At 43.2% G+C, this 14,768-nt stretch carries 12 protein-coding genes; 5 read left to right on the top strand and 7 right to left on the bottom strand.

Features of this window, described 5'->3' with window-relative positions; all coding sequences use genetic code 11:
- Window positions 1-33: 33 nt before the first annotated feature.
- The 4 genes from accA to lpxB are packed head-to-tail and all read right to left on the bottom strand — an operon-like array spanning window position 34 to window position 6,250.
- The gene (accA, locus tag IRQ78_RS16415; protein ID WP_054553102.1) at window positions 34-990 is read right to left on the bottom strand and encodes an acetyl-CoA carboxylase carboxyl transferase subunit alpha; all 957 of its coding nucleotides are present in this window, start codon (window positions 988-990) and stop codon (window positions 34-36) included.
- Window positions 991-1,006: 16 nt separating this feature from the next.
- Window positions 1,007-4,498, bottom strand: a complete 3,492-nt coding sequence (dnaE, locus tag IRQ78_RS16410; protein WP_054553103.1) for a DNA polymerase III subunit alpha — start codon at window positions 4,496-4,498, stop codon at window positions 1,007-1,009.
- Window positions 4,498-5,103, bottom strand: coding sequence for a ribonuclease HII (gene rnhB / locus IRQ78_RS16405; RefSeq protein ID WP_194442694.1), 606 nt, complete (start codon window positions 5,101-5,103; stop codon window positions 4,498-4,500). Before rnhB ends, dnaE begins: the two co-directional genes overlap by 1 nt.
- Window positions 5,093-6,250 carry a lipid-A-disaccharide synthase gene (lpxB, locus tag IRQ78_RS16400; RefSeq protein ID WP_054553105.1) on the bottom strand — a complete coding sequence of 386 codons (1,158 nt, stop codon included), beginning with the start codon at window positions 6,248-6,250 and terminating at the stop codon, window positions 5,093-5,095. The genes rnhB and lpxB overlap by 11 nt, the downstream gene beginning before the upstream one ends.
- 421 nt (window positions 6,251-6,671) lie before the next feature.
- On the opposite strand from lpxB, the gene IRQ78_RS16395 reads away from it, so the two are divergent.
- Genes IRQ78_RS16395 through cydC form a run of 5 tightly spaced genes read left to right on the top strand, consistent with a single transcriptional unit; the run spans window position 6,672 to window position 13,062 of the window.
- Window positions 6,672-8,258, top strand: coding sequence for a cytochrome ubiquinol oxidase subunit I (locus tag IRQ78_RS16395; RefSeq protein WP_194442693.1), 1,587 nt, complete (start codon window positions 6,672-6,674; stop codon window positions 8,256-8,258).
- The gene (gene cydB / locus IRQ78_RS16390; protein WP_138599323.1) at window positions 8,255-9,394 is read left to right on the top strand and encodes a cytochrome d ubiquinol oxidase subunit II; all 1,140 of its coding nucleotides are present in this window, start codon (window positions 8,255-8,257) and stop codon (window positions 9,392-9,394) included. The genes IRQ78_RS16395 and cydB overlap by 4 nt, the downstream gene beginning before the upstream one ends.
- 12 nt (window positions 9,395-9,406) lie before the next feature.
- Complete coding sequence (gene cydX / locus IRQ78_RS16385; protein ID WP_054553108.1) at window positions 9,407-9,559, top strand: cytochrome bd-I oxidase subunit CydX; 153 nt, start codon at window positions 9,407-9,409, stop codon at window positions 9,557-9,559.
- Window positions 9,549-11,309 carry a thiol reductant ABC exporter subunit CydD gene (gene cydD / locus IRQ78_RS16380; RefSeq protein ID WP_194442692.1) on the top strand — a complete coding sequence of 587 codons (1,761 nt, stop codon included), beginning with the start codon at window positions 9,549-9,551 and terminating at the stop codon, window positions 11,307-11,309. The genes cydX and cydD overlap by 11 nt, the downstream gene beginning before the upstream one ends.
- Window positions 11,302-13,062: a thiol reductant ABC exporter subunit CydC gene (gene cydC, locus IRQ78_RS16375; RefSeq protein WP_194442691.1), complete on the top strand. Its 1,761-nt coding sequence runs from the start codon at window positions 11,302-11,304 to the stop codon at window positions 13,060-13,062. Before cydD ends, cydC begins: the two co-directional genes overlap by 8 nt.
- On the opposite strand, the gene IRQ78_RS16370 is transcribed toward cydC, so the two are convergent.
- The 3 genes from IRQ78_RS16370 to fabZ form a co-directional block, all read right to left on the bottom strand.
- Window positions 13,059-13,427: a septal ring lytic transglycosylase RlpA family protein gene (locus tag IRQ78_RS16370; protein WP_054553111.1), complete on the bottom strand. Its 369-nt coding sequence runs from the start codon at window positions 13,425-13,427 to the stop codon at window positions 13,059-13,061. The genes cydC and IRQ78_RS16370 overlap by 4 nt on opposite strands.
- Before the next feature lie 109 nt (window positions 13,428-13,536).
- Window positions 13,537-14,307 carry an acyl-ACP--UDP-N-acetylglucosamine O-acyltransferase gene (lpxA, locus tag IRQ78_RS16365; protein WP_054553112.1) on the bottom strand — a complete coding sequence of 257 codons (771 nt, stop codon included), beginning with the start codon at window positions 14,305-14,307 and terminating at the stop codon, window positions 13,537-13,539.
- A gap of 2 nt (window positions 14,308-14,309) precedes the next feature.
- Window positions 14,310-14,762 (bottom strand): 3-hydroxyacyl-ACP dehydratase FabZ, encoded by a 453-nt coding sequence (gene fabZ / locus IRQ78_RS16360; RefSeq protein ID WP_054553113.1) that lies wholly within the window; start codon window positions 14,760-14,762, stop codon window positions 14,310-14,312.
- Between the last annotated feature and the right edge of the window lie 6 nt (window positions 14,763-14,768).

The following is a 14,768-nucleotide window of genomic DNA, read 5'->3' as shown; positions in this document are numbered from 1 at the left end:
GCAAAAGCGGCTTTTTTCAATTTTAAGCTGTGTTTAGCAATAGCCAAACGACATTAAACGTTTGTAACGCTGATCAAGCATTTCATCTAGTGAAAGGCCTTGTAAGTCAGCTAGGTCACGCTTAAGTTGGTTTTTAAGGTTACGCGCCATCGCATCGTAATTCCGATGTGCGCCACCAAGTGGCTCATCAATTACGTTGTTGATTAAATCAAGCTCTTTAACACGTGCAGCTGTTACACCCATGGCTTCTGCAGCTAATGGTGCCTTGTCTGCGCTTTTCCATAAGATTGATGCACAACCTTCTGGCGAAATTACAGAGTAAGTGCTGTATTGCAACATGTTAACGCGGTCGCCCACACCAATAGCTAATGCACCACCAGAACCACCTTCACCGATAACAGTACAAATAGTGGGTACTTTTAACGCAGCCATTACTTTAAGATTACGCGCAATTGCTTCACTTTGACCACGCTCTTCAGCGCCAACACCTGGGTATGCACCTGGGGTGTCGATAAAAGTCATGATTGGCATTTTGAAACGCTCAGCCATTTCCATTAAGCGTAATGCTTTACGGTAACCTTCTGGCTTTGGCATACCAAAGTTGCGTTTAATTTTTTCAGCCGTGTCACGCCCTTTTTGTTGGCCAATAACCATCACTGGTTGACCTTCAAAACGTGCAACACCACCTAAAATAGCTGGGTCGTTAGCAAAAGTACGGTCGCCTGCTAGTTCGTCAAATTCCGTGAAAATGCGCTCGATGTAATCACGAGTATAAGGACGCAACGGATGACGGGCTAACTGAGAAACCTGCCAAGCACCTAATTCAGAGAAAATTTTCTCTTTCATTTCAGCACTTTTCTCTTTTAATCGACTGACTTCCTCTTCTAATCCAAGGTCTAATTCGCCAGCGCGGCTTACATTTTGTAATTCTTCAATTTTTGCTTCTAATTCAGCGATTGGAAGCTCAAAATCAAGATAATTGAGGCTCATGCTCTAAACTACCTAATTAGTTAAATTCTAGTTCTACATCTTGCGCCGCCATCAGCGATAACTTGTGAATTAAGTCATCACTCGGCGTAACACACCATTCGGTTCCTAAAGTAATCTCAGCCAACGCATCCGGACGTTGATAGAATACTTTAATAGGACAAGTACCAAACTTATAAGGTTCCAGCACTTTTTGTAAATTATCGAAGAAGTTCGCCTCGATCTGCACCATATTCAAGGTCATTTTAATCGCTTTTATACGTTTTTCTCGCGCCTGTGCGATGGTGCATATGTCTCTAGCGGTCATTGTAATGCCACCAGAGAAGTTATCAAAGCTGACCTGTCCAGATATTACCAAGATATTGTTTACTTGCAGCAAATCTTGGTACATTTCAAACTGTTCTGGGAATAAGCGTACATCAATACGGGCACTCTTGTCATCTAAAGTTACAAGACCCCATCGATTTCCCTTTTTGTTTATCAAGGTACGAGCAGAGATCACTAAGCCTGCAGCCGTTGACTGCACATCGCGGTTAGTGGGTTGTAAATCGACCAGCCTTCCTGATGTATAATGCTTTAACTCTTTACGATACTGATTAATTGGGTGACCAGTTAAATACAGACCTAAAGTTTCTTTCTCACCGTCTAGCCACTCATTGTCGGTTAAATCTGTGGCTTTAATAAATGCTTGTTCAACTTCATCTGGCTCTGTAGCAAGTAAACCGAATAAATCTGCCTGCCCTAGTGACTCAGCCTTATGATGCTGATCGGCCGCCCGCATGGCATCTTTTAAGCTTGCGAGTAAGGTTGCACGGCCAGGCTGGGTTTTATCTGGGCCAAGTTGGTCGAGTGCTCCGGCATATATAAGCTTTTCAACAACACGCTTGTTTAAACGCTTTAAGTCAACACGGGCACAAAAATCAAATAAGTCCTTAAACGGGCCACCTTCGCTACGAGCTTCTAAAATAGCTTCAACAGGCGCCTCACCAACTCCTTTAATGGCACCGATACCGTAAACAATTTCACCTTGTAGATTAACCGTAAACTTGTACTCACCGGCATTGACATCTGGCGGTAACAAGGTCAGTTTCATGTTTTCACATTCATCTACCAAGGTAACAATTTTATCGGTGTTATCCATATCTGCCGACATTACCGCAGCCATAAACTCTGCTGGGTAGTGGGTTTTCATCCACAGCGTTTGGTACGATACTAAGGCATAAGCAGCTGAGTGAGATTTATTGAAGCCATAACCTGCGAACTTCTCTACCAAGTCGAAGATTTTCATTGCAAGTTCGCCGTCAACTCCGTTTTTAACAGCGCCTTCTTCGAAGGTTGAACGTTGCTTTGCCATCTCCTCTGGCTTTTTCTTACCCATCGCACGACGCAGCATATCAGCGCCACCTAGCGTATAACCAGCCAGTACCTGGGCAATTTGCATTACTTGTTCTTGATAAAGAATGATACCGTAGGTTGGCTCAAGGATTGGTTGCAAGCTATCGTGTTGCCACTGCGCATCTGGGTAAGATAACTCTTCGCGGCCATGCTTACGGTCGATAAAGTTATCTACCATGCCTGATTGCAATGGACCAGGGCGAAATAGTGCTACCAGTGCGATCATATCTTCGAAGCAGTCGGGCTTTAGACGACGAATAAGGTCTTTCATACCACGAGATTCGAGCTGGAATACCGCGGTGGTTTCGGCGCGTAGCAGTAACTCAATACTTGGCTTATCATCAAGTGGAATAGCGTTGATATCAACGGGCTTTTTACCCTCACGAGCTAAGCGCTCGTTAGTCATATCAAGTGCCCACTGCAAGATGGTAAGTGTTCTAAGACCTAAGAAGTCAAACTTTACTAAGCCTGCTGTCTCAACGTCATTTTTATCAAATTGCGTTACCGGGAATTTACCCTCATCATCACAATAAAGAGCGGCAAAGTCAGTAATTGTGGTGGGTGATATTACAACACCACCAGCGTGCTTACCAGCGTTACGTGTACAGCCTTCAAGGATGCGACACATATCAATAAGCTCTTTGACCTCTTCATCACCGTCGTAGGCTTCTTGTAAACGCGGCTCAACATCAAACGCTTTAGCCAAGGTCATGCCCGGATCGCCCGGTACTAGTTTAGAAATACGATCAACAAAGCCGTAAGGGTGACCAAGTACACGGCCTACGTCACGGATAACCGCTTTTGCAGCCATGGTACCAAAGGTAATGATCTGAGATACCGCGTCACGACCATAAAGCGCCGCTACGTGATCAATTACCTCATCACGCCTATCCATACAGAAATCGACGTCGAAATCGGGCATTGAGATACGTTCTGGGTTCAAGAAACGTTCGAATAGTAAGTCAAATTCGAGTGGATCGAGGTCGGTGATCTTCAGTGCATAAGCAACCAATGAACCCGCACCAGAACCACGCCCTGGACCTACCGGAATATTGTTATCTTTACTCCACTGAATGAACTCCATTACGATCAAGAAGTAACCTGGGAAACCCATTTGGTTGATTACGTCGAGCTCTATTTTCAGACGCTCATCATACTCGCCACGTTTTTCTTTTCGTTCTTGCTCATCTGGGAATAAAAACTGTAAACGCTCTTCAAGACCATCTTCAGAGACCTTAACCAAGAAGTCTTCAATTTTTAGCGAACCGGTTGGGTAATCTGGTAAGAAGTAAGTCCCGAGCTGCACGGTCACATTACAGCGCTTAGCAATTTCAACAGTGTTTTCTAGCGCTTCAGGAATATCGCTAAATAGCTCAGCCATTTGCTCAGCCGTTTTAAGGTATTGCTGCTCAGAAAAACGTTTTGGTCTACGTTTATCTTCTAAGGTGTAACCGTCATGGATTGCTACGCGGATTTCATGGGCTTCAAAGTTTTCTGGCTTTAAAAATACTACTTCGTTAGTTGCCACTACAGGTAACTGCTCTTTTGCAGCAAGCTCAACAGCTAGGTGTAAATAGTCTTCTTCTAAAGCACGTTCCGTACGAATAAGCTCAATGTAATAATGATCGCTAAAATGTTGCTTATAAAAGCTAACGACCGATTCTATAAGCCCAGGGTTACCTTTTAATAGGGCTTTACCTAAGTCGCCATCTTTAGCGCCAGATAATAAAATTAGGCCACTTTTGTGCTCCACCAGCCATTCACGGTCAACCACAGGCCGATGAAATAAATGTCCGCGTTGATACGCTTTAGAGATCAACAAGGTGAGGTTTTTATAGCCTTCGTTATCTTTCGCTAAGATGGTAATTCGGCTAGGTTCATCTTCAAATTCAGGGCTTCTGAGCCAAAAATCTGCGCCGACAATAGGCTTAATCCCCGCGCCATGGGCAGCACCATAAAAACGCACCAAACCACATAAGTTCATCTGATCTGTGATAGCCAACGCAGGCATTTGCAGCTCTTCTGCTTTAGCGACAATTGGCTTAGTTTTAGCGAGGCCATCCACCATTGAGAAATCTGAGTGAACACGTAAGTGAACAAATTGCGGCGCAGGCATTACAGTTGCTCTCCTTTTAACGCCAAAATGCGCTGAACCGGTTTAAAGCTCTTACGATGCTCTGCAATTGCCCCGTATTGTTCGAGTGCCGCAAAGTGCGCTTTAGTTGGATAGCCCTTATGACCTGCAAAGCCATAGTCAGGATAACGCTTATCAAGCTCAATCATTTCTTCGTCACGGGCAACTTTCGCTAAAATAGAAGCCGCTGAAATCTCTTCGACTAGGCTATCGCCTTTTACTACCGCCTGTGCTGGCACAGTTAATTGACTAGGCACACGGTTACCATCAATAAAAACAAACTCTGGCTTTACACTTAAGCCTTCAACCGCGCGACTCATCGCGAGCATGGTGGCATGTAAAATATTTAGCTCATCAATCTCAGTTGGGCTACAACGCCCAATGGCATAGCACAGGGCTTTTTCTTTTATTTCTGACGCTAATAATTGACGTTTTTTGTCTGATAACTTTTTAGAATCGGCTAACCCGGCAATTGGCTGATTTGGGTCCAGTATTACCGCAGCAGTAACAACATCACCGACCAATGGACCACGGCCAACTTCATCTACACCAGCAATATAATTAACATTCGGTCGTTCAATTTGCATTTAGTAACTCCGCGACTGCTGCTGCAGCTTGTTCATTGGCATTTAATCTAATGTTTTTATGTATGGCTAAAAAGCGCGCCTTTAGTTCGCTGTTATCGGTATTAAGCATAGGAGTTAGCGCAGCCGATAGGTTTTCAACATTACACTCAGTTTGTAGGTACTCTGGGACGAGTTCTTCATCGGCTAATAAATTAGGCAACGAGAAATACTTAATGTTAAACGTGAATAAGGTTTTGAAAATCCAGTAACTCAATGGCTTAATTTTATAACCCACAACCATCGGCTTTTTATACAGCATACCTTCAAGTGTTGCGGTTCCTGAGGCAAGCAAAATGGCATCAGCGGCTTGCATTGCAAGATTTGACTGACCATCCAATAATTGCAGTTTTAGATCAGGGGCTGTTTTTTCTAAAATCTCACAAAACTGTGCTTTTCGTTTTTCATTGACTAACGGCACCACAATTTTAAGATCAGGATTTTGCGCTTGTAATTTCGCCGCTGTTTCAATGTAAGTTTCGCTTAAAAGCCCTACTTCAGAACCTCGACTACCAGGTAGTAATGCAAGCACTTTATCAGTTTGTGCCAATCCAAGTTGATTACGAGCCTCGGTTTGGTCGTGCTCAAGAGCAATATCATCAGCCAGAGTATGACCCACAAACGTACAAGGTACATCGTGCTTATCATAAAAGGCTTTTTCGAACGGCAATAATGCCAACACTAAGTTAGTGGCGGCACTGATTTTATGAATGCGTTTTTCGCGCCACGCCCACACTGACGGGCTAACATATTGTACTGTTTTAATACCCGCCTCTTTTAGCGGCTTTTCAACACGTAAGTTAAAGTCAGGGGCATCGATACCAATAAATACATCTGGTGGGTTATCGATAAAATGCTGCACCAATTGTTTGCGTATTTTTAGTAGGCGCGGTAATCGGCCAAGTACTTCAACTAAGCCCATTACAGATAATTCGTCCATATCGAATAATGTTTTACAGCCAGCCGCTTGCATACGCGGGCCTGCAATCCCCTCAAATATGGCATCTGGAAAACGGCGTTTAAGTGCTTTTACTAGCCCTTCACCTAAAATATCACCTGATAACTCACCTGCCACCAAGGCAATACGTAACGGCTTTGTTTGTTCTTTCATTCGTTGATAATTCGCAACTTTTGGCACTAATAAAAATGAGTTTACCGTGTTTTAGCAGTCGGATAAATGTCACACGAGTAATTAATACTAGAATTTAAATAAGTGCTTATTCATTAACCTAGGTAACCAGCTAAGAAAGTAAACAATTAATTTTTTAGCCGAGAGAATACCTATAAGTGAGTAATCTTTTTGTTCTATAAAAACTGGCTAAAAGTTTTTGATAAGGTAATTAATCGATTGAAAAGTTAAGCTTTAATCTCTAATCTGTAGAAATGATGAACAATTATTTAATCTTATTTTCTTATTTTTCTATTGACTAAAATGGATACAAGGTTAATATTCACAAAGTTTCAATAATTACTGAAACTTCATAACCAATAATTTGTCGTGTCTACCGCACTCGCTAACAAGGAGCTAAACAATGATAGATGAAACATTTGTGGATCTATCGCGATTGCAGTTTGCAATCACTGCCCTCTTTCACTTCCTATTTGTTCCCCTTACTTTAGGTATGACGTGGATTTTGGTGATCATGGAATCCGTTTACGTGATGACTGGTCGCGAAATTTATCGTGATATGACTAAATTCTGGGGTAAGTTATTTGGTATTAACTTTGCGATTGGTGTGGCGACAGGTCTAACCATGGAGTTCGAGTTTGGTACCAACTGGTCTTACTACTCTCACTACGTGGGCGATATTTTTGGCGCTCCACTGGCGATTGAAGGCTTAATGGCATTCTTTTTAGAGTCAACCTTTGTCGGTATGTTCTTTTTAGGTTGGGAGCGACTAACAAAACGTCAGCATTTAGCTGCAACTTTCCTTATGGCTCTAGGTACTAACCTATCAGCTTTATGGATTTTGATTGCCAATGGTTGGATGCAAAACCCTGTAGGGGCTGAGTTTAATTATCAAACCATGCGAATGGAAATGACCAGCTTTGCTGAACTGGTATTCAACCCCGTCGCACAAGTTAAGTTTATTCATACCGTTTCGGCAGGGTATGTTGCAGCATCTATGTTTGTACTGGGCATTAGTAGCTGGTACATCCTAAAAGGTCGCGATCTTGCTTTTGCTAAACGCTCGTTTTCGGTTGCTTCTGGGTTTGGTTTAGCGTCTATCCTTTGTGTTATTTTACTTGGTGATGAATCTGGCTACGAAGTTGGCGAGGTACAAAAAGTTAAACTCGCAACCATTGAAGCTGAGTGGCACACCGAAGAAGCCCCTGCTGCATTCACTCTGGTCGGTATTCCTGATTCAGAAGAGCAAGTCACTCACGCTGCTGTTAAAATACCTTATGCACTGGGCATTATTGCTACTCGCTCTATTGATGAACAGGTAACGGGTATTAAAGATCTAGAAAAGCAACACGAAGTACGAATTCGTAATGGCATGGTTGCATACGAATACTTAGAGAAGCTTCGAAGTGGTGAAGACACTCCAGAAAACATTGCAAAATTCGATAGCTTAAAAGACGACCTTGGCTATGGTTTACTACTAAAACGCTATACGCCTAACGTGGTAGATGCCACAGAAGAGCACATTCAAAAAGCAGTGAAAGATTCGTTCCCTAAAGTTGGTCCTATGTTTTGGTCCTTCAGAATTATGGTCGGTTGCGGTGTGATCATGCTTGGCGTATTCGTGCTTGCATTTTATTACAACGCGCACCGCATTATTGAGCAAAAACGCTGGTTATTATGGGCTGCGGTATGGAGTATTCCACTGCCGTGGATTGCCATTGAATTTGGTTGGATTGTTGCTGAATATGGCCGCCAACCATGGGCTATTTCAGAGATTCTACCAACCTTCTTGGCAACCTCATCTCTGACGGTAAACGATTTACTTATCAGCATTACTGGCTTCATTATCTTTTACACAGGACTTGCTGCTGTCGAAGGCTGGTTAATGCTGCGCTTTATTAAACAAGGTCCAAGCTCGCTTCATACTGGTAAATATCACCATGAACTTGCTAAAGCAGATTCACTTGCAAGCCAAGGAGCTCAGTCATGATTTTTGATTACGAAACATTAAAACTAATCTGGTGGCTGTTAATTGGTGTATTACTGATTGGCTTTGCAGTGACCGATGGCATGGACATGGGTGTGGCAATTTTGCTTCGCCTAGTTGGTAAAACCGATGTGGAGCGCCGTACTGTAATTAACACCATAGGTGCTCACTGGGATGGTAACCAAGTTTGGTTCATCACCGCTGGGGGTGCACTATTTGCTGCTTGGCCTATGGTATACGCGGCCGCGTTCTCTGGCTTTTACTTTGCTATGATGCTGGTGTTATTTGCGTTATTTTTCAGACCGCTTGGTTTTGATTACCGCTCAAAAATAGACTCACCACGTTGGCGAAACAACTGGGATTGGGGCTTATTTGCAGGCAGTTTTATTCCTGCTTTAGTATTTGGTGTGGCATTTGGTAACTTATTACTGGGCGTGCCTTATCATATCGACGACCTACTGCGTGTCAGTTATCAAGGTTCATTCTTTGCGTTATTAAACCCATTTGCCATTGTTGTTGGCTTAGTAAGCGTACTGATGTTGGTTGGTCATGCAGGCATGTGGCTACAACTTCGTACGGATGCAGAGGTTGCAAAACGCTCAGCACAATACGGTCAATATGCGCTGATGGCGTTTATTGTGTTGTTTGCCTTGGCCGGTGTGTGGGTATCGCAAATTGACGGTTATAAAATCGTTAGCATGGGTGATACTCAAGGTTTTGCAAACCCGCTTGGTAAAACAGTCACGCAGGCACCGGGTGCATGGCTTGATAACTATACAAAAATGCCATTAACAATGCTGTTCCCTGCCCTTGCATTCGTGATGGCGGCACTGGCGATTGTGTTATCTAAATTACAAAAACCTGCAATGGCCCTGATTGCATCAAGCTTAATGCTTGCAGGCGTAATTTTAACTGCGGGTATGTCAATGTTCCCGTTCGTCATGCCTTCGAGTAACAACCCAAATATTAGTTTAACTATGTGGGATGCGGTTTCGAGCCATATGACTCTCAACGTGATGTTTATTGCAGCGGTTATTTTTGTACCACTTATTCTTATTTACACAACGTGGTGCTATGTGAAAATGTGGCGCAAAGTAACCATCAGTGAAATCGAAAACAACACGCACGGTAGCTACTAAGGAGATTTAATTATGTGGTATTTTGCCTGGATTTTAGGTGTTCTATTAGCCTGTACCCTTGGGGTGATCAACGTAATGTGGTACGAATTTCACCAACATAAAGATTCGATTGCTGATGATGAGCTAGAGCTTTACGCGAGACTCAAAAACACCGATGACAACTAAACCCCGACCAAATCGCGCGCAGCAACAAACGCTGCGCGCTTTTTTAAAGCAATATAGTCAGTCCGCTTCAGGGCTTCTTAAATTAAGCATTAGTTTGGGCACACTCAACGCCCTATTAATGATTGCCTCTTGTTATCTTCTTGCAAACGCGGCTCATCAAGTCATGTTTGAACAAGCAAACTTGCAAGCCGTAAGCCCATTATTATGGCCGCTGGCTGGGCTAATTTTAGTTCGTGCTTTGTTGGTTGCCCTAAGTGAACGCGTAAGTAACCGCGCCGCGTTAAAAATAAAAAACGTGATGCGAAATACATTGCTAGAAAAGCTCAGCAAACTTGGGCCAGCCTACAGTGAACAAAAAGGTCATGGCGCAACACTTAACACCTTACATAATGGGGTTGAAGCACTGCATCAATATTACGCTAATTACATTCCAAGTGTGGCTTACAGTGCGCTTATTCCACTAGCGATATTAGTGGTGATTTTTCCAACCGATTACAAAGCAGGCCTCATATTCCTTTTAACAGCCCCGCTTATCCCCTTTTTTATGATTTTAGTGGGCCATAAAGCGGAGCAGTTAAACCAAGATCGCTGGCAACAACTTGCGGTACTTGGTAATTACTTTTTTGACCGATTACAAGGCCTGACTCAACTCAAGCTCTTTAATGCAACCAAACGTGAGCTAAATAGCATCAGTCAGATTTCTGATGATTACCGTGGAGCAACCATGGGTGTATTGAAAGTCGCCTTTTTATCGTCTTTCGCCCTTGAGTTTTTAGCCACCATTAGTGTGGCACTTGTTGCCGTGATCATTGGCTTTAGATTATTTTTTGGTACCCTCGATTTTGCCACTGGATTTGTGGTGTTACTACTGGCCCCTGAGTTTTACTTACCACTTCGACAAATGGGCACTCATTATCACGCAAAACTTGAAGGGATCAGTGCCGCTGCTGATATGGTCGACATAATCAATCAAAGCGACGCCGATGAACATTTGGGTACATCTAAACTTGAGTTACCGCTAAAAGATATACAGCTGAATGCGCTTACCTTTCACTACCCAGAAACAAACGAAGGGGTGACTGATATCAACTTAACCCTGCCAAGCACAGGCTTAATTGCCTTTGTGGGTGAAAGTGGCTCGGGTAAAAGTACCTTGTTTGATTGCCTATTGGGTTTTCATCATCAAGCCAACAATGCCATTAGCATTAATGGACAACCTCTAAGTGATACTGCATTAGCTGATTGGCAAGCACAGCTGGCGTGGATCCCACAACACGCCACGTTATTTTATCGGAGCGTTGCAGAGAACCTGCGCTTAGCTAAACCCGATGCAAGCCAAGCAGAGCTCGATGAAGCAGCAAATAAAGCTGGCGCACTTGAGTTTATTACTGCACTACCTGATGGCTTTGATACCTTGCTCGGTGAACAAGGAGAAGGCCTCTCTGGTGGGCAAAAACAGCGCATAGCCCTTGCTCGTGCATTTTTGAAGAATGCCCCTGTGCTAATGCTAGATGAACCTACCGCTCACTTAGACAGCCAAACCGAGCATTTAATCAATCAAGCGATCCGTGAGTATGCAAAAGATCACTTAGTGCTAGTTATTGCTCACCGACTGAATACGGTTAAACACGCCGATAAGATTTACGTTATGCAACAAGGTCACATTGTTGAATCTGGTCAGTACCAGCAACTGACTGAGCAAGCTGGCCTATTTGCTAAACTGGTAAGCCAAGGTGACGCCCATGCATAACTTTATACGTCTATTAAAACTGTGCAAACCTCATACTGGCATGCTGCTTTTAGGAGCTTTTTTAGCAAGCTTAACGGTACTTGCTAATGTAGGCTTGCTCGCTATATCGGGGTGGTTTTTAGCAGCCATGGCAGCGGCGGGCATTGCTGGTGTGCAGATGAATTACTTTACCCCAGCTGGAGTGATCCGCTTTTTAGCTATCGTGCGCACAGCGTCTCGTTACGGTGAGCGGATGATAACTCATAATGCTACCTTTTTATTACTGAGCGAAATTCGCGTAAACATGTTCAAGACTTTGAGCCAACTGAACAACGTTGACTTAGCAATGAGTCGTAGTAGCGATTTATTTAACCGGCTACAGAATGATGTCGATGCGCTGGATAAGTTTTACCTAAATGTACTGCTGCCTATTATTGTCGCCCTTTTCAGCATTCCTATAGTAATGGCCTTCATGGCCATGTATAACGCTGACGTTGCATTAGTGTGCTTTACTTCACTGATGATTATTGGCGTACTGCTTCCCACATTGTTAAGCCATAAGCTTCACCAACAAGCGGATAACGAAACCCAGCTCTCAGCCGAGTTAAGATCTGAACTTGCCGATACGTTATCAGGTGCTAGAGAGCTTGCTGTCTATCAAGCACATGCGGCGCAATTAGCGCATTGTGATTCACTCAGTAAACAATACAACAACCAGCTCTACAATCGTCACAAGGCCATAGCAAATAGTAATGGCTTAAACACTTTGGTGATACAAGTCACCATGCTAGCCAGTGTATTTATGATAATTCCACTGGTTGCAATAGGGAGTATGAAAAACGTTGAACTGGCGATGCTCGCGTTATTTGTATTAGCAAGCTTTGAAACCGTGCTCACTCTGCCTACGGCATTTATTGAATTGCCGCTTACTTTAAGTGCCGCAAAGCGACTGTTTGATCTTGAAGATAAACACAACAGCTTAGCCGAAAAGCCAAACAACTTAGATGATCAGCTAGCAAACCAATTAGCTGACAAATCAGGGCTTGGTCTTGAGCTAAGCGAGGTCAATTACCAATACTTGGGGGCAAAAAGTAAAGCCCTTAGCAATATCAATTTTGCGATTACACCCGGCAGTAAAGTTGCCCTAGTCGGTGCCAGTGGCAGTGGCAAAACCACTCTAGTTAACTTACTCACGGGCCTTTGGCCGCTGCAATCAGGCTCATTAAAGCTCACCACCAAGCAAGGTAACTTTGAACTTGAAAGCTTGAGCACTGCAACACGCTTTAAGCAGCTAACGATAGTTGCCCAGCAGCATCATATTTTTGATGGCACGCTACGTGAAAATCTTCGTTATGCAGCTTTTGATGCGACAGATGAGATGCTTATTGAAGCCTGTGAAAACGCTGAACTTGGCTCTTGGCTTAAGAACTTAAAAGCCGGCCTTAATACCCGCTTAGGAACCGCTGGCAGAAAGCTTTCTCATGGTCAGTCACGTCGTATTGCCATTGCTCAAGCCCTATTAAGGCAAGGTAATTTAATCATTCTTGATGAGCCAACAGAGAGTCTAGATAACCACACTAAGCAAAACTTGCTGACTACGCTTGAGAAAATATGGGCAGATAAAACCATGCTGACCATTACTCACGACCCAGCAATGCTAAGTCGTGTTGATAAGGTTATTTGGTTAGAACAAGGACAAGTAAGAGCCTTTGCAAGTCATGCTGAATTGATGGCTAATGAAGCCGACTACGTAGAGCTTATTACCCGTTTTTAATCGAGCTGCTCAACAGTAACGTCAATCACACCTTGCTTGACTGAGGCAATTTGTGAAAACGCCTTTTTTGATAAATCGATAATACGACCGCGGATAAATGGGCCGCGGTCATTAATGGTAACAATCACACTTTTATTGTTACTAATATTGGTGACCCTCACTCTGCTGCCAAAGCCAAGCGTTTGATGAGCCGCGCTCCATGCCTGTTGATTAAACACCTCACCACTTGCTGTCATTCGGCCATGATATTTATCAGCGTAATAACTGGCTTTGCCTTTTTCTATTGCTCCTTTTGATACTGAAGGCGCACTACTACAACCACTTATTATTAAGCTTAACAATGCAAAGATGATGAGTTTATTCATATTACTAGATCCTTTTTTGTCGTGAAGATAACAAGCACTGACTTAGCAAAACCTGAACTATAAAAACAAAAAAGCCACCTTACGGTGGCTTTTAGTAATTAGCTTTTGATTAGCGAATAATTCCGCGCTCAGAGCTTTTCACGAAGTCTATCATCAACTGAACAGCTGGATACTTCGCAGCATCTTCACTTAGCTCAGCGATTGCTTCTTCAACACCTAAACTCTTACGGTAAAGCGTTTTATATGCACGGCGTGTTGCCATGATTTCATCGCTTTCAAAACCACGGCGTTTCATGCCTTCAGTATTGATTGCTACAGGGCCTGCCGGCGTGCCAATGGTCGTTACAAATGGTGGCACATCTTTATTAACACCTGAGTACATACCAACAAAGGCATGTGAACCAATTTTACAGAACTGGTGAACACCTGAATTACCAGCAAGGATCACCCAGTCACCTACGTGTACGTGGCCAGCAACAGAGGCATTATTAGCAAAAATAACGTTATCACCCACTACTGCATCATGCGCAACGTGTGTGTAAGCCATAAATAAGTTGTTGCTACCAATTTTTGTTACACCTTGGTCTTGAATCGTACCACGGTGAATGGTCGCACACTCACGGATCACATTGTTGTCACCAATGATCAAGGTTGTAGGCTCATTCGCGTACTTTTTGTCTTGGCACGCTTCACCGACCGAAGCAAATTGGAAAATATGGTTACCAGAACCAATCGTCGATGGGCCTTTTACAACCACATGAGATTCGATGATACAGTTATCACCAATAGTAACATCGTTACCGATGTAGCTATAAGGGCCAACTGATACGTTATTTCCAAGTTTTGCACCTGGTTCGATTATCGCCGTAGGATGGATCACTATTAAAACTCTCTTCTCGCACACATGATTTCGGCAGTACACACTACTTTGCCGTCAACTTTTGCTTCTGCTGCAAACTTCCATATATTGCGGCGCTCTTTTAAAAACTCTACATGTAAATGCATAGTATCGCCAGGTAATACTGGCTGTTTAAATCGCGCATTATCAATCGCAGCGAATAAATATAGTTCGTTATCGCTACGATTTTCAACTGTCTTAAAGCCAAGTAAGCCAGTTGCTTGGGCCATTGCTTCTAAAATCAACACACCTGGAAAGATAGGTTGATTAGGAAAATGACCCGTAAAAATAGGTTCGTTCACTGTTACATTTTTAATCGCATGTAACGACTCGCCTGGCGTGTAATCTAGAACACGGTCAACAAGTAGCATCGGGTAACGATGCGGAAGTAAACTTAAAATATCTTGGATATCAAGACTATTTAATTCATTTGCCAAAATAGC

The sequence above is a fragment of the Pseudoalteromonas simplex genome (genome assembly GCF_015278155.1).
Taxonomy (GTDB): Bacteria; Pseudomonadota; Gammaproteobacteria; order Enterobacterales; family Alteromonadaceae; genus Pseudoalteromonas; species Pseudoalteromonas simplex.
This window is presented reverse-complemented; position numbering and strand designations above follow the sequence as displayed.